Origin of the sequence: Nocardia sp. NPDC127606 (genome assembly GCF_042671725.1) — a bacterium.
Classification (GTDB): Bacteria; Actinomycetota; Actinomycetes; order Mycobacteriales; family Mycobacteriaceae; genus Nocardia.
On sequence record NZ_JBHXWQ010000002.1, the window covers coordinates 142,966 to 165,827 of the forward strand.

Sequence of the window (22,862 nt, forward strand, 5' to 3'; positions counted from 1 at the left end):
TTGTCGCGACGATGTTTCGCGGCGGTCAATAGGGCTAGTTCATCCGACGACTTCGCCGGACAGACCGGACGGTCGCGAGCTATCGTTTTTAGTCAACGGTTCAGCTGAGCGTTCCCGATATTTGTTCATATTTTTCTGCCGAGGGCGAGGGGCTCGGCAATTTTTCCTGCGTTTCCAGCGAGTAACCGTACTGATACATGTGAACTGAAAATGGCTCGGATCGCTGAAAAATCCAGCCGGAGCCGCTAACCTCCGACCGTTAGCCACGGAATTGAACCGGGAGAGAGCGTTGAGATTCATCAGAGCGACCGCGCTGGTCGCGGCGGGACTGGCGGCCACAAGCCTCGGTCTCACCGCGTGCTCGTCCGACGACAGTGCTGATTCGAGCATCGTCACCACCAATGCGGGCGAGCCGCAGAATCCGTTGGTGCCCAGCAATACCAACGAGAACATGGGCGGCCGCGTCGTCGACCGTTTGTTCGCCGGGCTGAAGTACTACGACGCCAACGGTGAGGCCCACGACGAGGTGGCCGAGAAGATCGAGACGGCTGATCGGAAGTCGTACCGGATCACCATCAAGCCGAATTGGAAATTCACCGACGGCACCACGGTCACCGCGAAATCGTTCGTCGACGCGTGGAACTACGGCGCCCTCGCCGACAACGCGCAGCTGCAGAGCTACGTGTACAGCCCGATTGCCGGGTTCGACGAGGTGAGCGCCGAGAATCCCACCGTCAAGACGATGTCGGGCTTGAAGGTTGTCGACGACCGCACCTTCACCGTCGAGTTGAAGTCGCCCTCGATCGACTTCGAGAGCGCGCTCGGCTACGCGCCGTTCTATCCGCTGCCCGATGCCGCCTTCAAGGATATGAAGGCGTTCGGTGAGAAGCCGATCGGCAACGGTCCGTACGCATTCGGTTCGTGGGAACACAACGTCAAGATCGATCTCACGCCCAATCCGGACTATCCCGGTGGCCGTCCGGCCAAGAACAAGGGCCTCCGGTTCGTGATGTACCAGTCCTACGACACCGCGTACGCGGATCTGCAGGCCGGAAATCTCGACACGCTCGACACCATTCCAGACAGCGCGATCACCACGTACGAGAGCGACCTCGGCGACCGTGCGATCACCAAGCCGACCGCGCAGAACCAGCACATCGGCATCCAGACCACCGTGCCGCATTTCGGTGGCGAGGAAGGCATTCTGCGTCGCAAGGCCATCTCGATGGCGATCAACCGCCCGCAGATCATCGACAAGATCTTCAACGGCACGCGCACGCCCTCGCGCGACTTCACCGCCGCGACCCTGCCCGGCTACGACGCGAACCTGCCGGGTGCGGAAGTGTTCGATTACAACCCCGACCAGGCCAAGAAACTGTGGGCGCAGGCCGACGCGATCTCGCCGTGGTCGGGTCAGTACCAGATCACCTACAACAGCGACGGCGGTCACCAGGCCTGGATCGAAGCTGTCGCCAACAGCGTGAAGAACACCCTCGGCATCGACGCGGTCGCCAACCCGATGCCGACGTTCAAGAACATCCGTGACGCGGTGAACGCCAAGACGATCGGTACCGCGTTCCGCTATGGCTGGCAGGGCGACTACCCGACGATGATGCAGTTCCTCGGTTCGCAGTACTACAGCTTCTCCGAGACCAACAACGTCAACTACAACAATCCCGAGGTGGACCGGCTGTTCAACGCCGCCCTCGCCGCCCCGACGCAGGCGGATTCCTACAAGCTGATCGCGCAAGCGCAGGCGATCATGATCAAGGAGATGGCGGACATCCCAGTGTTCGACTACGTCGCCAACGCGGGTCGTTCGGACAAGGTCACCAAGGCCGAGCTCACCTGGAACGGCCTGTTCGACTTCGAGAACATCGAGAAATAGAACTCGACAGCTGGGCCGGGCCACTGCGAAGTGGCTCGGCCCCGGTCGTTTTCGGAGGAAGCGATGGCTTGGTACGTAGTTCGGCGTCTGCTCCAGATGATCCCGGTATTCCTGGGCGCGACGCTGCTCATCTATGCAATGGTCTTTCTGATTCCGGGTGACCCGATCAAGGCATTGGCCGGCGAGAAACAGCTGACGCCGGCCGCCGAGGCGGTACTGCGCGCCCGGTATCACCTCGATCAGCCTTTCATCGTGCAGTATCTGCATTACTTGAAGGGGATTCTCACTTTAGATTTCGGCACCTCGTTTTCGGGTCGACCGGTTCGCGAAGAACTCGAACGCGCTTTCCCGATCACCATCAGACTGGCGTTTCTCGCCGTGTTCATCGAAGGTTTGTTCGGCATTTTGTTCGGCATGATCGCCGGATTGCGAAAGGGCAAGCTCTTCGATTCGACCATGCTCATCGCGAGCCTGGTGATCATCGCGCTTCCGGTATTCGTAGTCGGTTATCTCGCGCAATTCTTTCTCGGTGTGAAATGGGGGATCGCCCCGGTTACCGTCACGGGTAAAGCGAGCCTGAGCGAGTTGATCGTGCCCGCGTTCGTGCTCGGGTCGCTGTCGTTCGCCTATGTGCTGCGGTTGACCCGAAACTCGGTGGCGGAGAACAAGTCCGCTGATTTCGTTCGCACGGCGACAGCGAAGGGGCTCGGGCGCCGCCGTGTGGTGTCCGTGCACATTCTGCGGAATTCGATGATCCCGGTCGTCACCTTTCTCGGCGCCGATTTCGGCGCGCTGATGGCGGGCGCGATCGTCACCGAGGGCATCTTCAACATTCCCGGCGTCGGCGGCACCATGTACCAGGCGATCATCCGCGGCGAGCCGCCCACTGTCGTGTCGTTCGTGACGGTGCTGGTGGTGGTGTTCCTGATCGTCAACCTCGTGATCGACCTGCTCTACGCCGCACTGGACCCGAGGATCCGCTATGCATGACAAGCAACAGCATTTCGTGGCCCCCGCCGACGAGGTGGAGGTGCTCGCCACCGACCGGGTCCTGGACAAGGGCACCCCGACCAGCATCTGGGGCGACGCGTGGCGGCGACTGCGCCGAAACCCGGTGTTCCTGGTCTCGGTGGTGTTGATCGTGTTCGTCATGCTCGTGGTGCTGTGGCCGTCGCTGTTCACCAGCCAGGACCCGCGGTTGTGCCTGGGCGAGTTCGGCATGGACGGCCCGCGCGAGGGTCATCCGTTCGGATTCGACAAGCAGGGCTGTGATGTCTACGCGCGCACCATCTACGGCGCGCGCGCGTCGGTGAGCGTCGGCATCGCATCGGCGATGCTGTTCTTGCTGGTAGGCGGCATTCTCGGCGCGATTTCCGGCTTCTACGGCGGGCTGCTCGACACGATCGTCTCGCGCATCGCCGAGATCTTCTACGCCATTCCGATGGTGCTGGCCGCGATCGTGCTGCTGCAGCTGCTGCGGCCCGCGGGGATCATGACGGTCGTCGCGATCCTGGTGGCCTTCACCTGGCCGCAGGCCGCGCGCATCACGCGTGGCGCGGTGATCGAGGCCAAGAACAGCGAATATGTCACCGCCGCGAAGGCGCTGGGCGTGTCGCGTCTGGGCACGCTGATGAAGCACGTGCTGCCCAACTCGGCGAGTCCGCTGATCGTGGTCGCCACGATCTGGCTCGGCGTCTTCATCGTCACCGAGGCGACGCTGTCCTATCTCGGGGTCGGTCTGCCGCCGAGCATCGTGTCCTGGGGCGCCGATATCGACCGCGCCAAGACCGAGATCCGTACCTCGCCGATCCTGTTCTATCCGGCGACCGCGCTGGCGATCACGGTGCTGAGCTTCATCATGCTCGGCGACGCGGTGCGCGACGCGCTCGATCCGAAGGAGCGCACCCGATGAGCCTCGACAAATCCACACCCGAGCCGCTGCTCGAAATCCGGGACCTGGACGTCGGTTTCACCTCCGACGGCAAGGAGATTCCCGCCGTTCGCGGCGTGAGCCTCACCGTCTATCCCGGGCAGACCGTCGCCATCGTCGGCGAATCCGGCTCGGGCAAGTCCACGACCGCGCACGCCATCATCAACCTGCTGCCCGGCACCGGCAAGGTGACCGGCGGTTCGATCCTGTTCGACGGCAAGGACCTCACCAAGGCGTCGGAGAAGGAGATCGTCGCCATCCGCGGCAACGGCATCGGCCTGGTCCCACAGGACCCGATGTCGAACTTGAACCCGGTGTGGAAGATCGGCTTCCAGATCCGGGAAACACTGGTAGCCAACGGCATCGCCACCGGCGACGCGGCCCGCAAGCGCGCAGTGGAACTGCTGGCCGAGGCGGGGATGTCCGATGCCGAACGCCGGGTGAACCAATACCCGCACGAGTTCTCCGGCGGGATGCGGCAGCGCGCGCTCATCGCGATCGGCCTGTCGTGCAGGCCGAAACTGCTGATCGCCGACGAGCCGACCTCCGCGCTCGACGTCACGGTGCAACGCCAGATCCTCGGCCATCTCGAACAGCTCACCACCGAGCTGGGGACCGCGGTGCTGCTGATCACCCACGACCTCGGCCTCGCCGCGGAACGGGCCGAGCACCTGGTGGTGATGTATCGCGGCAAGGTGGTGGAATCCGGTCCCGCACTGCAGATTCTGCGCGATCCGCAGCACGCGTACACCAAGAAGCTGGTGAATTCGGCGCCGTCGCTGGCGGCATCGCGGATGTCGTCGTCGCGGCAGCGCGCCGAAGTGCGCGCGCAGGCTGTCGAAGTGGCTGTCGCCGAGAAGGCATCCGACGCGCTGCCCGACACCGTGCTCGATGTGCGAAACCTGTCCAAGGCGTTCAAGATTCGCGGCAAGCGGCCGTGGCAGTCCGCGGACTTCGTGGCCGTCGACGACGTGAGTTTCACGGTCTGCCGCGGTACCACCACCGCGATCGTGGGCGAATCGGGATCGGGCAAGTCGACCATCGCGCAGATGGTGCTCGGCTTGCTCGAACCGACGTCGGGCACCGTGGAGTTCGACGGCAAGGACGTCGCGAAGCTCGACAGCAAGGGCGCGTTCGCCTTCCGGCGTCGGGTGCAGCCGATTTTCCAGAATCCCTACGGCTCGCTCGATCCGATGTACTCGATCTTCCGCACGATCGAGGAACCGCTGCGGGTGCACAAGATCGGTACTCCCGCCGAGCGCGAAGCGGTGGTGCGTGACCTGCTCGACAAGGTGTCGCTGCCCACGTCGGTGCTGCGGCGCTATCCCAACGAGTTGTCGGGCGGGCAACGTCAGCGGGTGGCGATCGCCCGCGCGCTGGCCCTCTCGCCCGAGATGGTGGTCTGCGACGAGGCGGTCTCGGCGCTGGACGTGCTGGTCCAAGCCCAGATCCTCACCCTGCTCAACGACCTCCAGGCCGAACTGGGGCTGACGTACCTTTTCATCACCCACGACCTGGCCGTTGTCCGGCAGATCGCGGACAACGTGCTGGTCATGCGCGAGGGGAAGGTGGTGGAGGCGGCCACGACCGACGAGGTGTTCGCGTCTGCGCGCGAGGACTACACGCGGGCGTTGCTCGAGGCGATTCCCGGTCGCGAGCTGCTCACGGGGTGAGGGCGCCGGCTGGGCTCTCGAAACCCATCGAGAGCCCAGCTCATCGGCGTAGCGTGGTGTCGTCCGAGGTGGTGCGGTGTGGATCGCAGGGTTGGAGACGCCGATGGATCGAATCGATGCCGAACGGCTGGCCGAGCGGGAAGCGCGGCGACGCAGGGCGGTGACCCCCGCGGCCAAGCGGCTCGCCGAGGTGCCGTGGCCGGATCGCAGCTGGCCGACGGTGCGTGGGTTGTATGTGACCGTGGGGGCCGCACTGTACGAGCGGTAACCTCCATGCCGTGACTGATCCGCTGCAGCCCCTGGTCGACCTGCCCGGCGTGCGCGAGGCCGCCGACAAGGCGCGCGACGCGCTCGCGGCCGTGCATCGGCACAAGTCGAACCGGCGCGGCTGGGCGACCACCGCCGCCGAAGCCGCGGTGCGGGCCGCTCGTTCCTCGGCGGCCATCGAAGGCGCGAGCACCGATCTGCCCGCCGACGGCCAGGTCGGTGACCCGGTGCTGGTCGGCGCGTTGCGGGTGGGTCAGGCGCTGGACGGCGACGCGCTCACCAATCTCGTCGGCACCTGGCGGCGCGCGCCCCTGCAGGCGCTGGCCCGGCTGCATCTGCTCGCCGCCGCCGACCTGGTGACCGACGAGCAGGAACTCGGTCGCCCGCGCTCGACTCCCGGCGTCGCCGAGCGGCTCGACATGCTCACGCAAACCATCCAGTCGAGCAAGGCGCCGGCCCCCGTGATCGCGGCGATCGTGCACGGCGAGCTGCTGTCGTTGCGTCCGTTCGGCACCGGCGACGGTGTCGTCGCGCGCGCTGCCTCACGGCTGGTCGCGGTATCCAGTGGACTCGACCCGCACAGCCTCGGCGTGCCCGAAGTGTTCTGGTTGCGCCGCCGTCAGGCCTACCTCGACGCGGCCGCCGGATTCGGCATGGGCACCGCGGAGGGTGTGGGCGGCTGGGTGCTGTTCTGCGCGGGCGCGTTGGAAGACGGGGCCCGCGAGGCGAACTCGATCGCCGACGCGGCGGCCGGCTGAACCCGGCCCGTACACATCGAAACGGGCGGCGTTGTCGATTGCTCGACCTCACCGCCCGCTAGCACGGAACACCCGGTTACCAAGCGTGCAGGGTGGGTTGTGTTCGGTGGCCTCGGCGATCATCCCAACCCCGCCGGTTCATCCCCGCAACCTGTGCGAGGCGTTCGCCGACGTCGGCTCGAATTTCGCAGGCCCACAACTCTTTCGGCCTTGTCGCGGCGCGCTCCGCGTGGGTGCCTGGTGTCCGTGCTGGGAAGGGTGGGATGGGAGGCGAAACCTTCTCTTCCGGCTCCGTCTTGGCCTTCCGTCCTTCCGTGACTCCATTCTTACACTGTGACGGCACTCACATCAAGAGTTTCAGGGGCATTACCGAATCCCGATGAATTCGGCGTGTCGCTCGGAGATTCGTGCTGCACAGTGGCCTGTCAGCGTCGTTTGCGCAGCAGCCGGTAGCTGATCGCGCCGGCGATGATCGCGCTCAGTCCGACGGCGGCCGTCGCGGCGACAGTGGTGGTCGACGGCGTCTGGAATCGTGACCACAGCGACACCGGGTTGGAGAACGTCAGCACCGGCCAGCCGCGGCTCGCCGCCTCCTTGCGCAGCGCGCGGTCGGGGTTCACCGCGGTCGGATGGCCCACCGCGCTCAGCATCGGCACGTCGGTCACCGAGTCGGAGTAGGCGTAGCACCGCGAGAGGTCGTAGCCCTGCTCGGCCGCGAGCTTCTCGATGGCGGCGACCTTGCCCTCGCCGTAGCAGTAGAACTCGATATCGCCGGTGTACTTGCCGTCCTCGACGACCATCCGGGTCGCCTCGGTGTGCGAGGCGCCGAGCACCTCAGCTATCGGTCCGACGATCTCCTCGCCGGAGGCCGAGACGATCACCACATCGTGCCCGCGGATCTTGTGATCGGCGATCAGATCGGCGGCCTCGGCGTAGATCAGCGGGTCGACCAGATCGTGAAGAGTCTCGGCCACAATGGTTTTCACCTGCTCCACATCCCAGCCCGCGCACATGTTGGCAAGGTTTGCCCGCATCCGTTCCATCTGGTCGTGATCCGCACCGGAAAGCAGGAACAAAAAGTGCGCGTAGCTGCTCTCCAGCACGGCTCTGCGGTTGAGCAGACCCTGCGCGTAGAACGGTTTGCTGAAGACGAACGCGCTCGACTTCGCGATCACCGTTTTGTCGAGATCGAAGAACGCGGCGACGCGCCCGCCCGGCACCGGGGCTCGGCCCGTTTTGCCGAGACTTGTGTCCGTAGGCGAGGTCTGGTCGCGTTCTGGCGTCACGTCAACAGGATAGGCACGACCTGCGCGCACCGCAGGATCGACTGTCCGCACCGTGGAAAAGGGTTTGCCCCGGGGACGCCGGAAGGCGCGAATCGCCGAAGAATGTCGGCGAATGCTACTTGCGCCCGCGGCAGGGGGTGGGTGTAGTATTGCTGGCACCTGGACTTAGTCCAGGCGCGTTCAGCCCGACCCCCCGGGGCTGAACCCGACGGCCCCAGCCTCCTCCCCCCCCGGCTGGGGCCGTCCTCTATTTCCGGGACGATCGTCAAAGTTCTCCACACCCCCGAGTTATCCACAATCGGTGTTTTCGGGGTGTTGACGACCTCCTCGCTCGGCAACGCTGAGTCGCATGAACCCAGTCCCGATGCGCGGTGGCCCGCCACAGATCGCGCCCGCTCTCGTGCTCGTGCGTGACGAACGGCTGCGCGCGGAGGTACGTCGAGTCGCGGCGGCCGCCGAGCGCGTCACCGAGGAACGGGTGATGCCGGTCGGCAGGCACGCGTGGGCTGGGGCAGGCATGGTCATCCTCGATACCGCCGCCGCCGTTGCCGCCGCTGTCGGCGGATTTCCGCGGCGGGCGGGCGTCGTCCTGGTCACCGAGGGGGAACCGGCCGTGCCCGACTGGCAAGCCGCGACGGCGGTGGGTGCCGAACGAGTTGTCGCGTTGCCCTCGGCCGCTGTCGCGCTGGTCGAACAGTTCGCCGAACACGCCGAATCCCGTACGGGCGAAGGGATAGTCGTCGCGGTGGTCGGCGCGGGAGGAGGCGCCGGCGCATCCACGCTCGCCGCGGCGACCGCGCTGCGCGGGGCCGCGCGGCGGGTGCGTCGCGACACGGTGTTGATCGACGGTGCCCCGCTCGACGGTGGGATAGATCTGGTGTTGGGCATGGAGAACGTGCCGGGGCTGCGATGGCCGGACCTGATCATCGAGGACGGGCGGGTGTCGGCTGCGGCGCTGCACAATGCGCTGCCCGTCGGGGCTCCCGGCTTGGCGGTGTTGTCCTGCGGCCGAGCGCGGCCCGCCATCGGTGTGGGCCCGGGGCGATCACGGTCCGACTCGGCTTCGGTGGGACACGCGTTCGTCGGACTGGCTCCGGCGGCGGTCCGTGCGGTCATCGAATCAGGCAGGGACGCGGGAGATCTCGTGGTCTGCGATGTGTCGTGTGAGCGTGGTCCGGCGGCCGACGCGATGCTCGACGCCGCCGATCTGGTCGTCCTCGTAGTCCCGGCCCGGCTGCGCTCCATCGCCGCGGCCGAAGTCGTCTCGGCCTATCTGGGAGAACGAAACCCCAACCGCGGCTTGATCGTCCGCGGACCCGCACCCGGCGGACTGCGCGGTGCGGAAGTCGCCGAACTGCTCGGATTGCCGCTTCTCGCCGCGGTTCGCGGGCAAGCCGGCCTCGCCTCGCGGCTCGAACGCGGTGGCCTGAGCGTCCGCCGGCGCGGCCCCCTGCGCGACGCCGCCGACGCCGTCCTCGCCATGGTCGGAGCCGAGGGATGACCACCTCCGTCAGCGCCGGACGTTCCGTCCCCCGCGCGGCCCTTCGGATGGACGGAGCCGGCGCGACATGACCTCCTTTGTCACCGTCGACCTCCTCGAACGCGTCCGTGAGCGCCTCGCCGAGCATCCGGGCGTCCCTGATGCCGCACAGCTGGCGGCCGCGATCCGTACGGAAGCGGGCGGCGTGCTTGCCGACACCGATCTGCTCCGGGCCCTGCGCCTGTTGCAAACCGAGATGACCGGGGCGGGGCTGCTGGAGCCGTTGCTGCACGATCCTCGGGTCGCCGATGTACTCGTCACCGGGCCGGATTCGGTGTGGGTCGACCGTGGCCGCGGGCTGGAGCTGACCGATGTCCGCTTCGCCGACGAAGCCGCTGTTCGCCGCCTCGCCCAGCGCCTGGCCCTGGCCGCAGGCCGCCGCCTCGACGACGCTCAACCCTGGGTCGACGGCAAACTCGCCGGAACCGAAGCCACGCTGGGCGATGCGTTCGGCGTCCGCCTCCACGCGGTACTCGCCCCCGTCGCCCACGACGGTACGTGCCTGTCCCTTCGCATCCTCCGCCCCGCGACCCAGGGCCTCGACGCGCTGGCGGCCGCCGGTTCGATTCCTCCGGACGCCCGCCGCCTACTCGGCGACATCGTCCGCGCCCGCCTCGCGTTCCTGGTCGTCGGAGGTACCGGAGCGGGAAAGACTACTTTGCTCTCGGCCCTGCTCGCCGCCGTCGACCCTGCCGAGCGAATCGTCTGCGTGGAGGACGCCGCCGAGCTCGCTCCGGTCCATCCGCATGTTGTGCGCCTGGTTGCCAGGACTGCCAATGTCGAGGGGGTAGGCGCTGTTACGGTGCGCGACCTGGTCCGCCAGGCCTTGCGAATGCGTCCCGATCGCATCGTCGTCGGCGAGGTTCGCGGTGCCGAAGTTGTCGATCTCTTGACCGCCCTGAACACCGGTCACGACGGCGGGGCGGGGACCGTCCACGCCAACTCGCCGCAGGAAGTTCCCGCGCGCCTGGAGGCACTGGCCGCGCTCGGCGGGATGGACCGGGCGGCCCTGCACAGCCAACTTGCCGCTGCTGTCCAGGTAGTCCTGCACGTTCGCCGCCGCGCCGACGGAACGCGTGCCCTCCACGAAATCGGTGTCCTGCACCGTGATTCCGAGGGCGTCCACATCACGGCGGCCTGGCGGTCGGACAACCACCCGACTCCCGCGGTCGGCGAACTCCACCGACTCCTCGAGGTGCGTCTCGGATGAGCGACTCGGTTGCGTATGCGGTGGTTACTGAGCGGGATTCGTGTCAACACGGGCGAATCACTCTGGTGAGCAACGGTGTTCACAGGTATGGGCGACATCCCGAGCGGTGGTTGGTGGGCGGCGATGCGGAGCGGCGATCGCCGCGGGCAATGCGCGCAGCCGCCGCTGACGAACCAGGTGCGGGTTTCGGCGTGAAGGAGATGGGCTCATGGGTAGTGCGTTGCTCTGTTGCGCGATCGCGGTGCTGGCGCTGCCCGTGGCAGGCGGTCGACGACGGTTCACCCGGCTGTTCGCGCCGAGTGGGAGCAGTGCGCGAAAACACGTGCCTGTGGAGTGGTGTGCAGGAATCGCTGTGGGGTGCACGGCATTCGTGTTCGGGCCCGGCGTCGGGTTGGCGGCTCTCATGCTGGGAGCCACTGGGGCGGTACGCACACGGCGTGGTCGAGGTGACCGCGAACGCCGCCGCGAATACGGCTACCTCCTGGCCGGCCTCGAAGCTGTGGTCGGTGAGCTCCGCGTCGGCGCCCATCCGAGTGCGGCGGCCGAATCCGCCGCAGGTGAGTCCCGCGGTGAAGCGGCGCGCGTACTGGCGATCAGTGCCGGCCGCAGTCGCCTCGGTGGTTCCGGGGCCGACGGTTGGGTCCAACCGGATTCGATTGTCGCCGAGGAACTGTCGAGAGTCGCCGCCGCCTGGCGGGTGGCCGAAGAGCACGGCTTGGCGCTCGCGGAACTACTCGCCGCCGCCAGGTCCGACCTACTCGGCCGCATCCGCTTCCGCGACCGCACCGAAGCCGCATTGGCGGGCGCCCGAGCATCGGCCACCGTCCTGGCCGGGCTTCCACTGGTAGGTATCGGCCTGGGGCAACTGATGGGCGCCGCCCCGCTCACCATCCTGTTCACTTCCCCAGCCGGGGAACTCCTTCTGCCACTGGGCGCCGCCCTCGCCTGCTGTGGACTGCTGTGGACAGATGTCATCACCCGCAAGAGCACAGCCTGATCCGCACCAGATGGTGTCGAACGGACAGCGGTAGTGGACAACTGGTGTGGATGCCCTGTGGACAACTGTGTCCCGGCCGCAAGAGCACAGCCCGACCCGACTGCGTCACGGTCGGACGGCAGGGCGGAAGTAGTCGCCGATCCGAATGCCTGTGGACAGGTGTGATCACCGAACGAGACCACGAGCTGACCGTGGTGCCCCGCGTGGGGCAGCTCGGATCGGGGTGTGGATGGGTGTGGACCGAACTGCGAGGAGGGGATTTGCTGTGCAGGGAATGGATGGTGCTGCTTCGCCGGGTGCGTTGCTGATCGCGGCGGTGGCGATTGTGTTGCTACCAGGGCGAGTTGCCGTCAGTCGACGGATGCGTGCGCTCGGTCCGACGGTCGGCGTCTCCGGGGCGACAGGCGACACCGCGAAGGTCGACCCGCTCGGTTCCGCGTCCGCGTTCGATCTACTGGCCGCATGTCTCCGAGCGGGACTGCCGATGGCCGCGGCCGCGCGAGCCGCTGCGCCGACCGCGCCGCCGGTTCTTCGGGCGGCATTGCTCAGGGCCGCAGACCTTCTCGCGCTGGGCGCCGACGCGGCGACGGCATGGGAGCGGGCGGCCGCGGATGCTGTGGGGTCGGCGGCCGCCGATGACGTGGAGTCGCTGGCAAGGATGGCACGTCGTTCGGCGCGCTCCGGCGCCTCGCTGGCCGCGGCAGTCGGTGAACTCGCCACGCAACGCCGCGAAGCCGTGGAGGACGCTGCCGTCGCGCGCGCCGAACGCGCGGGTGTGCTGATCGGCGGCCCGCTCGGGCTGTGCTTCCTGCCCGCTTTCGTCTGCCTCGGCATCGTCCCGGTCGTCATCGGCCTCGCCGACCGCGTGCTCGGCGGCGGTGGGCTGCTGTGACCGGCTGCGACGAGGCCACCGAAACTTCACCGCGCGGATCAGCCGCGTGGTGGCACCAGAGAGGGGATCACGATGACGTTCGCGCACACGGTATACCTGGGGGCCCGCACTCGATTCACGCGTCTGCTGCTCGAGGACGACGGCATGTCCACGGCGGAGTACGCGATCGGCACTATCGCCGCGGCGGCCTTCGGGGCCGTGCTCTACGGGGTCGTCACCGGGGACAGCATTGTCAGCGCGCTGACCGGCATCATCGACAAGGCACTGAACACGAGCGTGTAAACCGCCGCGACACCAGCACTCTCGGGGCCGATGCGGGTGCGGTGACGGTCGAGGCCGCCATCGCCCTCGCGGCTCTGGTGTGCGCTGTAGCCCTGTGCGTCGGTGCACTGCTCGCAGGATCCACCCAGGTCCGCTGCACCGACGCCGCCCGCGAGACCGCCCGCCTCGCTGCTCGCGGTGACACCTCGCGCGCGATCACCGCGGGACGATCGGTCGCCCCACCAGGCGCGACCGTCGAACTCCGCACCGAAGGCGACCGGGTGGTCGCCACCGTCGCCGCGAGTACCCCACTCCTTCCCGGCCTGCGCCTTCGCGCCGAGGCGGTAGCCGTCACCGAGCCGGGAGTGGATCCGTGACGGCGAGGCGCGATGTGCCGGCGAAGGGGGCGGCTCGAGAGGTGAAATCTTGCGAATCGAAGGATCGGCGGTCGTCGTGGCGGAGGAGGCCGGCATCGGATGGGGGTGGGGCGACGGCGTTCGTGTGTGTGGCGTTGGCGGGGCTGATCTGCCTGACATTGTTGGTGGGCCAGGTGGGTGGCGTGGTGGTGGCTCGGCACCGGGCGCAGGGGGCCGCTGATCTGGGCGCGCTGGCCGCAGCGGGTCTCTTGGCGCAGGGTGCGGAGGCGGGATGCGGGGAGGCCGGGGAGATCGCCCGGCGGATGGGGGTTCGAGTACGGCGGTGCTCGGTCGCGCAGTGGGATGTTGTTGTAGATGTCGAGGCGAATGTGTCAGTGGGAGCGTTCGGTATGCGCACTGTGCGGGCTTCGGCACGGGCGGGTCCGGTGGAAGAGAAAGAGTGACGCGGAAGTGTTATCACTGGCCGGTGGTTGTTCCGCCCCGAACCAATTCGGAATTAACCGGAAGCGCCTTTGCGCTATTTCATGCGCATTCTTTGATCTAGGTGAGAAAAAAATGAAAAAAACGATGTAGCCGCACCCGTGGGTCAAGTTGGCTATGCGCCAGTTAATAGAAGAGTGGTCCTTTTTATTCGGACACCGGGCGTCGGCGGACATATCTCCGCTGGTCAACAGTAATTCGGACGGATGACCAGCATTCTTCGAGTGCGGTGTATCGCCGGTCACGCCGCGAGCGCGCGTACATCATGAATCCGCAGGTAGGTCGCCATGCGCCCGCAGCTCGCCGAGAACGGCGGCCAGCAAGCGCGCGGCGGCATCCTTGTCCAGGGGGTTGTTGCCGTTTCCGCACTTGGGCGACTGCACGCACGAGGGGCAGCCGTCCTGACACGCGCAGCTGTGGATCACGCTCAACGTCGCGGACAACCAGTCCGTGAGCTGGGCGAATCCGCGCTCGGCGAAGCCGGCGCCGCCGGGCTGGCCGTCGTAGACGAACACCGTCGGCGCACCGGTATCGGGATGGTCGGCGATGGAGACGCCGCCGATGTCCCACCGGTCGCAGCCCGCGACCAGCGGCAACATGCCGATGGCCGCATGCTCGGCGGCGTGCAACGCGCCGGGGAGCTGTTCGTCGGAGATAGCCGCGGCGGCGAGCAGCTGGGGCGTGACGGTATACAGAACAGCCTTGGTGTGCAGAGTGTGCGCGGGCAGATCGAGTTCCACCTGGTCGAGCACCTCACCGGTCACCAGGGTCCGCAGGTAGCCGACGACCTGGTTGGTCACCGCGACCTGCGCGGATGCCGCCGTGACCGCACCCAGCACGCGCTCCTCGATCACCCCCTCGACGGTGATCGAGGTGATCTGCCGGGAACTGGTGGTGAAGCCGGGATCCACCTCGTTGACGAACGCGACACCACCCTCGAGGTCCAGTTCGTCGACGAGATAGGTCTCGCCCTGGTGCAGGTGGACAGCGCCCGTGTGCAGCGTGGCGGGGGCCCGGCCCGCGTCGGCGGTACCCAGCAGTCGTCCGGTCTCGGCGTCGACGATCGCGACCGGCGAGCCGAGCCCACCGCGCACATCCACGTCGTCGTGCGGGTGGGTGTGCGCGGTGATGTGCCAGCGGGCACCCGCGCCGCGGGTGCCCGGCCTGCGCCGGATCAGGCCCTGCTCAGCCAGGTCGGCGAGTACTTCGTCGGCCCTGAGCTCGCTCACCTCTTCGTCGGTGAGCGGCAGCTCCATCGCGGCGCACAGCAGCTGTGGGCCGAGGATGTAGGGGTTGTACGGATCGGTGATGGTGGCCTCGATCGGCCGGTCGAGCAGCGCCTGCGGGTGGTGCACCAGGTAGGTGTCGAGCGGGTCGTCGGTAGCCACGAGCACCACCAGCGAACCCTGCGTCCGCCTGCCCGCCCGCCCGGCCTGCTGCCAGAACGAGGCGACCGTCCCGGGAAAACCGGCGATGACCACGGCGTCGAGGCCCGCGATGTCGACGCCGAGTTCGAGCGCGTTGGTACTGGCCGCGCCGAGCAATGTCCCCTGCGACAGCGACTGCTCGAGCTCGCGCCGGTCTTCGGCCAGATAGCCTGCCCGGTAGGCGGCAACCCGTTCCTGCAGCTCGGGGGCGGTTTCCGCGAGGACACGGCGGGCATCGAGCGCGATCAGTTCGGCGCCGCGTCGCGAGCGAACGAAGGTCAGCGTCCTGGCGCCTTCGGCCACCAGCACCGCCATGATCTTGGCCGCCTCGCTGGTCGCGGTGCGTCGCACCGGGGCTCCGTTCTCGCCGGTCCGCATCGCGCTCAGCGGCGGTTCCCACAGGGCGACGGTCCGGGCGCCGCGCGGCGACCCGTCCTCGGTGACAGCGGCCACCGGCGCCCCGATCAGCCTGCTCGCCGACGCGGCGGGATCGGCACTGGTCGCCGAGCACAGGATGAACACCGGGTCGGCGCCGTAGAACCGGGCGAGCCTACGCAGCCTGCGCAACACCAGTGCGACATGCGAACCGAACACTCCTCTATATGCGTGGCATTCGTCGACCACCACATAGCGCAGGTTGCGCAGCACCCGCGCCCAGCGTTGATGGGAACGGAGAATGCCGACGTGCAGCATGTCGGGATTGGTGAAAATCCAGCGGGCGTTGGCCCGCACCCACTGTCTGACCTCGGCAGGAGTGTCGCCGTCATAGCTCGCCGGATGTGCCTCCCGCAGGGGATTGTCATGGATCAGGCTGCCGACGGCGCGGAGCTGATCGGCGCCAAGTGCCTTGGTGGGGGAGAGGTACAGCGCGGTGGCGCGCGGGTCGTCGTGCAGCGCGGTGAGCACCGGTAACTGGTAACCGAGCGATTTCCCGGACGCGGTTCCCGTGCTCACCACGACGTGGTTGCCGGTCGCCGCGAGATCGGCCGTGCGGGTCTGGTGTTCCCACGGCAGCGTGATCTCCTGCGCGTCCAGGGCTGTGACCAGGTCCGATGGCACCCATTCCGGCCACGCGGTGGTGTGCGCGCGGCGTGCGGGCAGCTCGGCGATATGGGTCAACGGGTTGCCGCCGGCAGCCGCCTCGGTCAGGACACGATTCAGCAACGATCGCCCATAGCTCTCGCCCGTATCGCGCTCTCGGACCTCGGTCCGGTCTGTCGGATTCATCCAGTCCTTCTCTCGCGCGACACGCGAAGTGTGAAACGTGTGTGTGCGACAACCACTACCTGGGATTTCGTAACCCAGTAGCGATCTGGGTCACAGCATGTTTGCTGGAAGCTCACTCGGTTATCAAGAAGCAAACAGACCGAAAGTACGGATACACCCAATCTGTCCCTTACCTGCACATTCGCAAGATCATGAATTTTGCAAATAGTCGGTAACTCGACTGTCGAATTGCTCAGAGACATGGTTCACTGGGTCTCGGTCGCAAGCTTCTGTGTTCGAGGGACGGATCCAAGGTCCAAACCATCAGCAGGATCGTTGTTGCGAACGCCGTGCTCAGGATTTCCTTGCAGGGGGACCAACAGTACAGCGGTCGGAACGGGCCCGGTGGACGAACCCAGTTGTCCGCCGTTTCCGGTAGAAAGAGAAGGAAACAGAATGGCACAGGGAACTGTGAAGTGGTTCAACGCGGAGAAGGGGTTCGGCTTCATCGCGCCCGAGGACGGCTCCGCTGACGTCTTCGTCCACTACTCGGAGATCCAGGGCACGGGCTTCCGTACCCTCGAGGAAAACCAGAAGGTCGAGTTCGAGGTCGGCCAGGGCACCAAGGGCCCGCAGGCCACCGGCGTTCGCGCGCTCTCCTGAGCTGCGAAACACAACAACGCCTCGTCCCCCTCCTCCGCATGCGGAGGAGGGGGACGAGTCATTTCCGGGTACCATCGCCCAGGACAGCGCCCGCGTCGTGAAACGCCGCAAATGCCTCTACCCCAAGTGCGCAGGGTATAAACGTCACTGGTGGTGATGTCCGAACGTCGCCGTCTGCCCCAGCCGCGCACCGAGCGGACCTCCCGACGCGCGGATCTAGAAGGAAGGTGTTCGCCGGTGGCAACACGAGACCGCAGTTCAGCCGATCAGGGCCGACCCCTGCGTCGTCTCGTGATCGTCGAGTCGCCGACCAAGGCCCGCAAGATCGCGCCATACCTGGGTCGCAACTACACGGTCGAGGCCTCGGTGGGCCACATTCGTGACTTGCCGCGCGGTGCCGCCGACGTGCCTGCCAAATACAAGGGGCAGCCGTGGGCACGCCTCGGTGTCGACGTCGATCACGACTTCGAGCCGATCTATGTGGTGAACCCGGATAAGAAGGCCAAGGTCGCCGAGCTCAAGAGCTTGCTGGCCGACGCCGACGAGCTCTACCTCGCCACCGACCCCGACCGCGAGGGCGAGGCCATCGCCTGGCACCTGCTCGAAACGCTCAAGCCGAAGGTCCCGGTTCGCCGGATGGTCTTCCACGAGATCACCGAGCCCGCCATCCTCGCGGCCGCCGCCGACACGCGCGAGCTCGACAACGATCTGGTCGACGCGCAGGAAACCCGCCGCATCCTGGACCGCCTCTACGGCTACGAGGTCTCCCCGGTGCTGTGGAAGAAGGTCATGCCGCGGCTGTCCGCCGGTCGCGTGCAGTCCGTCGCCACCCGGGTGATCGTGCAGCGTGAGCGCGAGCGCATCGCGTTCCGCTCCGCCGGGTACTGGGACATCGCCGCCAAGCTCGACGCCGGTCCGGACGAGAAGTCCGATTCGACCAATCCGCGCACGTTCGGCGCGCGCCTGGTGCAGGTCAAGGGCGACCGCGTCGCCTCCGGTCGTGACTTCGGTTCCGATGGTCAGCTCAAGTCGGCCACCGGTGTCGTCGTGCTCGACGAGGCCTATGCCCGCAGGCTGGCCGAGGCGCTCGACGGCGCCGCGCTCGAGGTGAGCTCGGCCGAGGCCAAGCCGTACACGCGCAAGCCGTACCCGCCGTTCATGACGTCCACGTTGCAGCAGGAAGCGGGCCGCAAGCTGCGGTTCACCTCCGAGCGCACGATGCGGGTCGCGCAGCGGTTGTACGAAAACGGCTACATCACCTACATGCGTACCGACTCCACGACGCTGTCGGAGTCGGCGATCGCGGCGGCTCGCTCGCAGGCGACCCAGCTCTACGGCGCGGAGTACGTCTCGCCGTCGCCGCGCCAGTACACCCGCAAGGTCAAGAACGCGCAGGAGGCGCACGAGGCGATCCGTCCCTCGGGTGACACCTTCATGACGCCGGGTCAGCTGGCCTCCAAGGTCGACAACGACGAGTTCAAGCTCTACGAGATGATCTGGCAGCGCACGGTCGCCTCCCAGATGGTCGACGCGCGCGGCACCACGCTGACCCTGCGGATCACCGGCACCGCGCGGACCGGCGAGGAGTGTGTGTTCTCGTCCTCGGGTCGCACCATCACCTTCGCCGGGTTCCTCAAGGCCTACGTCGAGAGCGTGGACGAGGAGGCGGGCGGCCAGTCCGACGACGCCGAATCTCGTTTGCCCGCACTGGAAGAGGGCCAGAGCGTCACCGCCGTCGAGCTCACTCCCGACGGCCACAGCACCAACCCGCCCGCCCGCTACACCGAAGCCTCGCTGATCAAGACGCTGGAAGACCTCGGCATCGGCCGTCCGTCGACCTACTCCTCGATCATCAAGACGATCCTCGATCGCGGGTACGTCTACAAGCGCGGCAGCGCGCTGGCCCCGGCGTGGGTGGCCTTCGCGGTGGTCGGTCTGCTCGAGGCCTACTTCGGTCGACTCGTCGACTTCGACTTCACCGCCGCGATGGAGGACGACCTCGACGCCATCGCCGGCGGACGCGAGCAGCGCGGAAACTGGTTGTCCAGCTTCTACTTCGGTGGCGAATCCGGCGCCGAGGGTTCGGTCGCGCGGTCGGGTGGCCTCAAGAAGATGGTCTCCGTGCAGCTCGACGACATCGACGCGCGCGAAGTGAACTCGATCAAGATGTTCGTCGACGAAGAGGGCCGCGACGTCGTGGTCCGCGTCGGCCGCTTCGGTCCGTACCTCGAGCGGATGATCATCAATCCCGATGACCCCGAAGGCGATCGGATCTCGCAGCGGGCGAACCTGCCCGACGATCTGCCGCCGGACGAGCTGACGCCCGAGGTCGCCGAGAAGCTGTTCTCGACGCCGCAGGAGGGTCGCTCGCTCGGCGTCGACCCGGTGTCGGGCAACGAAATCGTCGCCAAGGAAGGACGTTTCGGCCCGTACGTCACCGAGGTGCTGCCGGAACCGCCCGCGCCCGACCCGGACGCTGCGCCCGCGAAGAAGACCAAGAAGGCCGCGGAGGTCAAGCCGCGCACCGGTTCGCTGTTCAAGTCGATGGACCTGGCCGAGATCACCCTCGACGACGCGCTGATGCTGCTCTCGCTGCCCCGCGTGGTCGGCAACGATCCCACCTCCGGCGAGGAGATCACCGCGCAGAACGGCCGCTACGGCCCGTACCTGAAGAAGGGCACGGATTCCCGTTCGCTGGCGACCGAGGATCAGCTGTTCTCGGTCACCCTCGAAGAGGCGCTGAAGCTCTACGCCGAGCCCAAGCGTCGCGGGCGTCAGGCCTCGGCCGCGGCACCGCTGCGTGAGCTGGGCAACGACTCCGCCACCGACAAGCCGATGGTGATCAAGGACGGCCGCTTCGGTCCGTACGTCACCGACGGCGAGACCAACGCGAGCCTGCGCAAGGGCGACGAGGTCGAGTCGATCACCGACGAGCGCGCGTCCGAACTGCTGGCCGATCGCCGGGCGCGTGGGCCGGTGAAGAAGGCGGCGAAGAAGACGACCGCGAAGAAGGCGGCCAAGAAGGCGCCTGCCAAGAAGACGGCGGCGAAGTCGACGGCCACGAAGACGGCTACCAAGACTGCGGCCAAGAAGACGACCGCGAAGAAGACCGCCGCCAAGAAGGCTCCGGCCAAGAAGGCTGCCGCGAAATCCGCTGGGACAGACGACGCTTGATCGCTCGCCCGCGAACCGCCCGGCCTCGGCGAATCCTGTCGGACCCCGCGGCTAGGGTGTAGCGCGTGGCAGGTGTCTTCGATCGACTGGTCGGCCAGGACGTGGTCGAGACCGAACTGGCCGCTGCCGCGAAGGCGGCACGGGCCGGTGTGGTCACCGGGGCGATGACGCATTCGTGGTTGTTCACCGGGCCGCCGGGTTCGGGTAGGTCTGTCGCGGCGCTGTGTTTCGCGGCGGCGCTGCAGTGCACTGATCCCGATACCGTCGGGTGCGGTCGGTGCCATGCCTGCACCACCACGATGGCCGGTACCCACGGTGACGTGCGGCGCATCATCCCCGAGGGGCTGAGCATCAGCACCAAGGAGATGCGGGCCATCGTGCAGATCGCGGCACGTCGACCGAGTACCGGTCGCTGGCAGGTCGTGGTCGTCGAAGACGCCGACCGCCTCACCGAGGGTGCTGCCAACGCCCTGCTCAAGGTGGTCGAGGAACCGCCGGACCGCACTGTGTTCCTGCTGTGCGCCCCCACTGTCGACCCTGAGGACATTTCCGTCACCCTGCGCTCGCGTTGCAGGCACGTCCACCTCGTGACACCGACCGTGCCCGCGATCGCCCAGGTTCTGCGCGAGCGCGACCAACTCGACGCGAAAACCGCCGACTGGGCTGCTTCGGTCAGCGGCGGCCACGTCGGCCGAGCCCGCCGCCTCGCCACCGACGAGGACTCACGCCAACGACGCAAGCGTGCCCTCGCGCTGGTCACCGCGACCGAGCGCCCCGGCGCCGCCTACGCCGCCGCCGACGAACTGGTGAAGTCGGCCGACGACGAAGCCAAACTGATGAGCGCCGATCGCGACGACCGCGAACGCGACGAACTCGCCACCGCGCTCGGCGCGGGTGGCACCGGCAAGGGCTCGGCTTCCGCCACTCGCGGTTCGGCGGGCGTCCTCAAGGACCTCGAACGCCGCCAGAAGTCCCGCGCCACCCGCACCGGCCGCGACGCACTCGACCGCGCTCTCATCGACATCGCCGGCATGTACCGTGACGCCTTGGCCATGCGCTTCGCCGGCCGCGGCACCCCCATCACCCTCACCCACCCCGACATGGCCGACGAGATCACCGACCTCGCCACGAACGTCCGCCCCGAAGGTCTGCTCCGCAGCATCGACGCCGTCCTGGCCTGCCGCGAAGCCCTCGACCTCAACGTGAAGCCCCGCTTCGCCATCGCCGCCATGACCGCCACTCTCATCACCGCCCGCACCGCCTGACCACCCGTTTTCGCGTTCTACCCCTTCCCGCGATAGACTCGCGTCGCCGAAATGGCACGCCGCCTTAGCTCAGTCGGTAGAGCGCTTCACTCGTAATGAAAAGGTCGGGGGTTCGATTCCCCCAGGCGGCTCCATAACACCAGGTCAGGGCGGGTACGGGGAAGAATCCCGGTGCCCGCCCTGACCTGTTTTCCCAACTAATTCCCAACTAATTGTCGTCGCCGGACACCGCGCGATGCAGCACGTCGGCAGCCGCTTCGTGAGTTCGCCCACGTGCCATGTAGTGCCGCTGAGTCATCGCCGGATCAACATGCCCGAGCACGTCAGCGGTGACACGGGCCGACAGCCCGGCATCATCGAGGATGGTCGCGACCGCGTGGCGGAAGCTGTGCGGAACGATGTCATCCGGAATCCCGAGCGCCTCGCGGACCCTTCTCCACTCGGCCCCGACATTCTGGGGATCTCGCATCGTCCACACCGCCGAGGGAAACACCAGATCCAATGCATCGGCATCAGGATCAGGCGGCGAAGCCAACCGGCGAGCCGCGAGAACTGCCTTGCGCCGTTTGAGCATCTCGACAGCGAAGGGTGGCAGCGCGATCTTGCCGCCCCGGTTCTTCGAGCTCGCGGCGGCGGCGTTCTCTTCCCGGACAAGACCCTGTCCAGGAACGCGCGCAATCTTCCCCGTCGTGCGCAGCGTCCGGCCATCTATGTCGATGTCAGACCACAACAACCCCAGTACCTGAGAACGACGGAGGGCCGACCCGGCTAGCAAGGTCACCAGGTCGGCCAGGTCCGCGCTTTCGCAGTACTCGGCCACTGTCGGCGGGGTGTAAGCCTTGACCGGTTTTGCGCGATTCCGCTCGGCCTTCGACAGCTTGCGCGGGCAAGGCAGGACAGACGTGCGCACCGCCGCAAGGATGAACCGCAGCTCCTCAACACTCAGGTCACCCGCGCCCCCGGTACGGCCCTTGGCCTCGATGTTCTTGGGCATCTGTGACTCACGCACCGGATTGATCGGCATCGCATCCTTGCGAACCGCGTAGCGGAACATGCCAGACAAGACGTTGCGCGCAATTTTCATCGTGCCCGGCCCCCTGGCGTGGCCGACCTCTGCCAAGAACGCTTCAACTGCCGAGGTCCTGACCTCGAGTAGACCGCGCCCGCCGAACGACGTGTTGAACATTTTCGCCACGTCGTCGTACCGCTCGAGTGTTCTACCCACGCGACCCTGCTCCACCAAGTGGTTTCGGTAGATGTCCCACAGTTGCCGAACACTCGTCGACGATGACAGCTCGCCACCCAGATCGATACGGATGGCAGACGCAGCGGCCAGCACCGCATCTAGCGCGCGCTGGCCGGTGCGGTCTGGCACCTCTCGGCCCCGCCTGTCCACCTTGAGAGGGGAGACGCGGGCGAGATCCCGACGTTTCCCCGAAGCGTCGCGCACGAGAACCCGCGCGGACCAACGTCCAGGCGACAACTCCGTAAGCATCGGTTTACCGGCGACACCCAGGGGGCGAGCAGGACGGCCGCGACTCACGCCCACCCGCCGATACTCAGCTCTC

At 67.1% G+C, this 22,862-nt stretch carries 19 protein-coding genes and 1 tRNA gene; 17 read left to right on the plus strand and 3 right to left on the minus strand.

Annotated features, from left to right (window positions below; translation table 11 throughout):
* Positions 1–289 precede the first annotated feature (289 nt).
* From ACFVJ5_RS11415 to ACFVJ5_RS11440, 6 genes are all read left to right on the plus strand, one after another.
* Positions 290–1,888: an ABC transporter substrate-binding protein gene (locus tag ACFVJ5_RS11415; protein WP_379219920.1), complete on the plus strand. Its 1,599-nt coding sequence runs from the start codon at positions 290–292 to the stop codon at positions 1,886–1,888.
* Between the two features lie 63 nt (positions 1,889–1,951).
* On the plus strand, positions 1,952–2,878 hold the full coding sequence (locus tag ACFVJ5_RS11420) for an ABC transporter permease (protein ID WP_378994308.1): 927 nt from the start codon (positions 1,952–1,954) through the stop codon (positions 2,876–2,878).
* Positions 2,871–3,800, plus strand: a complete 930-nt coding sequence (locus tag ACFVJ5_RS11425; protein ID WP_379219921.1) for an ABC transporter permease — start codon at positions 2,871–2,873, stop codon at positions 3,798–3,800. The genes ACFVJ5_RS11420 and ACFVJ5_RS11425 overlap by 8 nt, the downstream gene beginning before the upstream one ends.
* A complete protein-coding gene (locus tag ACFVJ5_RS11430; RefSeq protein ID WP_379219922.1) occupies positions 3,797–5,491 on the plus strand; it encodes an ABC transporter ATP-binding protein in 1,695 nt (564 codons plus the stop codon). The genes ACFVJ5_RS11425 and ACFVJ5_RS11430 overlap by 4 nt, the downstream gene beginning before the upstream one ends.
* Before the next feature lie 103 nt (positions 5,492–5,594).
* On the plus strand, positions 5,595–5,759 hold the full coding sequence (locus ACFVJ5_RS11435) for a hypothetical protein (RefSeq protein WP_266297608.1): 165 nt from the start codon (positions 5,595–5,597) through the stop codon (positions 5,757–5,759).
* Positions 5,760–5,769: 10 nt separating this feature from the next.
* Complete coding sequence (locus tag ACFVJ5_RS11440) at positions 5,770–6,516, plus strand: oxidoreductase (protein WP_379219923.1); 747 nt, start codon at positions 5,770–5,772, stop codon at positions 6,514–6,516.
* Positions 6,517–6,941: 425 nt separating this feature from the next.
* Here ACFVJ5_RS11440 and ACFVJ5_RS11445 read toward each other — a convergent pair whose 3' ends face one another.
* Complete coding sequence (locus ACFVJ5_RS11445) at positions 6,942–7,736, minus strand: HAD-IB family hydrolase (RefSeq protein WP_379220610.1); 795 nt, start codon at positions 7,734–7,736, stop codon at positions 6,942–6,944.
* 415 nt (positions 7,737–8,151) lie between these two features.
* Here ACFVJ5_RS11445 and ssd point away from each other — a divergent pair, with 415 nt between their 5' ends.
* The 7 genes from ssd to ACFVJ5_RS11480 all read left to right on the plus strand — a co-directional run bounded on the left by ssd (position 8,152) and on the right by ACFVJ5_RS11480 (position 13,522).
* Positions 8,152–9,303: a septum site-determining protein Ssd gene (gene ssd, locus ACFVJ5_RS11450; RefSeq protein WP_379219924.1), complete on the plus strand. Its 1,152-nt coding sequence runs from the start codon at positions 8,152–8,154 to the stop codon at positions 9,301–9,303.
* A gap of 67 nt (positions 9,304–9,370) precedes the next feature.
* A complete protein-coding gene (locus ACFVJ5_RS11455; RefSeq protein WP_379219925.1) occupies positions 9,371–10,552 on the plus strand; it encodes a TadA family conjugal transfer-associated ATPase in 1,182 nt (393 codons plus the stop codon).
* A gap of 403 nt (positions 10,553–10,955) precedes the next feature.
* Positions 10,956–11,549 (plus strand): type II secretion system F family protein, encoded by a 594-nt coding sequence (locus ACFVJ5_RS11460; RefSeq protein WP_379219926.1) that lies wholly within the window; start codon positions 10,956–10,958, stop codon positions 11,547–11,549.
* A gap of 274 nt (positions 11,550–11,823) precedes the next feature.
* The gene (locus ACFVJ5_RS11465) at positions 11,824–12,441 is read left to right on the plus strand and encodes a type II secretion system F family protein (RefSeq protein ID WP_379219927.1); all 618 of its coding nucleotides are present in this window, start codon (positions 11,824–11,826) and stop codon (positions 12,439–12,441) included.
* Positions 12,442–12,513: 72 nt separating this feature from the next.
* Complete coding sequence (locus tag ACFVJ5_RS11470) at positions 12,514–12,723, plus strand: DUF4244 domain-containing protein (RefSeq protein WP_379219928.1); 210 nt, start codon at positions 12,514–12,516, stop codon at positions 12,721–12,723.
* Positions 12,724–12,764: 41 nt separating this feature from the next.
* Positions 12,765–13,079: a TadE family type IV pilus minor pilin gene (locus tag ACFVJ5_RS11475; protein WP_379219929.1), complete on the plus strand. Its 315-nt coding sequence runs from the start codon at positions 12,765–12,767 to the stop codon at positions 13,077–13,079.
* A 41-nt stretch (positions 13,080–13,120) separates the two neighbouring features.
* Positions 13,121–13,522 carry an Rv3654c family TadE-like protein gene (locus ACFVJ5_RS11480; protein WP_379219930.1) on the plus strand — a complete coding sequence of 134 codons (402 nt, stop codon included), beginning with the start codon at positions 13,121–13,123 and terminating at the stop codon, positions 13,520–13,522.
* A 300-nt stretch (positions 13,523–13,822) separates the two neighbouring features.
* On the opposite strand, the gene ACFVJ5_RS11485 is transcribed toward ACFVJ5_RS11480, so the two are convergent.
* Positions 13,823–16,213, minus strand: a complete 2,391-nt coding sequence (locus tag ACFVJ5_RS11485) for a DEAD/DEAH box helicase (RefSeq protein WP_379219931.1) — start codon at positions 16,211–16,213, stop codon at positions 13,823–13,825.
* Positions 16,214–16,648: 435 nt separating this feature from the next.
* Between ACFVJ5_RS11485 and ACFVJ5_RS11490 the strand changes: the two genes are divergently transcribed.
* From ACFVJ5_RS11490 to ACFVJ5_RS11505, 4 genes are all read left to right on the plus strand, one after another.
* On the plus strand, positions 16,649–16,855 hold the full coding sequence (locus ACFVJ5_RS11490) for a cold-shock protein (protein ID WP_019044597.1): 207 nt from the start codon (positions 16,649–16,651) through the stop codon (positions 16,853–16,855).
* A gap of 237 nt (positions 16,856–17,092) precedes the next feature.
* The gene (gene topA, locus ACFVJ5_RS11495) at positions 17,093–20,029 is read left to right on the plus strand and encodes a type I DNA topoisomerase (protein WP_379219932.1); all 2,937 of its coding nucleotides are present in this window, start codon (positions 17,093–17,095) and stop codon (positions 20,027–20,029) included.
* A 65-nt stretch (positions 20,030–20,094) separates the two neighbouring features.
* The gene (locus ACFVJ5_RS11500) at positions 20,095–21,294 is read left to right on the plus strand and encodes a DNA polymerase III subunit delta' (protein ID WP_379219933.1); all 1,200 of its coding nucleotides are present in this window, start codon (positions 20,095–20,097) and stop codon (positions 21,292–21,294) included.
* A gap of 58 nt (positions 21,295–21,352) precedes the next feature.
* A tRNA-Thr gene (locus ACFVJ5_RS11505) sits at positions 21,353–21,428 on the plus strand.
* 74 nt (positions 21,429–21,502) lie between these two features.
* Here ACFVJ5_RS11505 and xerC read toward each other — a convergent pair.
* Positions 21,503–22,789, minus strand: a complete 1,287-nt coding sequence (gene xerC, locus ACFVJ5_RS11510; RefSeq protein WP_379219934.1) for a tyrosine recombinase XerC — start codon at positions 22,787–22,789, stop codon at positions 21,503–21,505.
* Positions 22,790–22,862 lie beyond the last annotated feature (73 nt).

What these genes read in the sequence shown, in the direction of transcription:
- ACFVJ5_RS11430 (WP_379219922.1), top strand. Translation starts at nt 3,797, where the DNA reads ATGAGCCTCGACAAATCCACACCCGAGCCGCTGCTCGAAATCCGGGAC.
- ACFVJ5_RS11420 (WP_378994308.1), top strand. Translation starts at nt 1,952, where the DNA reads ATGGCTTGGTACGTAGTTCGGCGTCTGCTCCAGATGATCCCGGTATTC.
- ACFVJ5_RS11490 (WP_019044597.1), top strand. Translation starts at nt 16,649, where the DNA reads ATGGCACAGGGAACTGTGAAGTGGTTCAACGCGGAGAAGGGGTTCGGC.
- ACFVJ5_RS11485 (WP_379219931.1), bottom strand. Translation starts at nt 16,213, where the DNA reads ATGAATCCGACAGACCGGACCGAGGTCCGAGAGCGCGATACGGGCGAG.
- ACFVJ5_RS11470 (WP_379219928.1), top strand. Translation starts at nt 12,514, where the DNA reads ATGACGTTCGCGCACACGGTATACCTGGGGGCCCGCACTCGATTCACG.
- ACFVJ5_RS11465 (WP_379219927.1), top strand. Translation starts at nt 11,824, where the DNA reads ATGGATGGTGCTGCTTCGCCGGGTGCGTTGCTGATCGCGGCGGTGGCG.
- xerC (WP_379219934.1), bottom strand. Translation starts at nt 22,789, where the DNA reads ATGCTTACGGAGTTGTCGCCTGGACGTTGGTCCGCGCGGGTTCTCGTG.
- ACFVJ5_RS11425 (WP_379219921.1), top strand. Translation starts at nt 2,871, where the DNA reads ATGCATGACAAGCAACAGCATTTCGTGGCCCCCGCCGACGAGGTGGAG.
- ACFVJ5_RS11460 (WP_379219926.1), top strand. Translation starts at nt 10,956, where the DNA reads ATGCTGGGAGCCACTGGGGCGGTACGCACACGGCGTGGTCGAGGTGAC.
- ACFVJ5_RS11455 (WP_379219925.1), top strand. Translation starts at nt 9,371, where the DNA reads ATGACCTCCTTTGTCACCGTCGACCTCCTCGAACGCGTCCGTGAGCGC.
- ACFVJ5_RS11435 (WP_266297608.1), top strand. Translation starts at nt 5,595, where the DNA reads ATGGATCGAATCGATGCCGAACGGCTGGCCGAGCGGGAAGCGCGGCGA.
- ssd (WP_379219924.1), top strand. Translation starts at nt 8,152, where the DNA reads ATGAACCCAGTCCCGATGCGCGGTGGCCCGCCACAGATCGCGCCCGCT.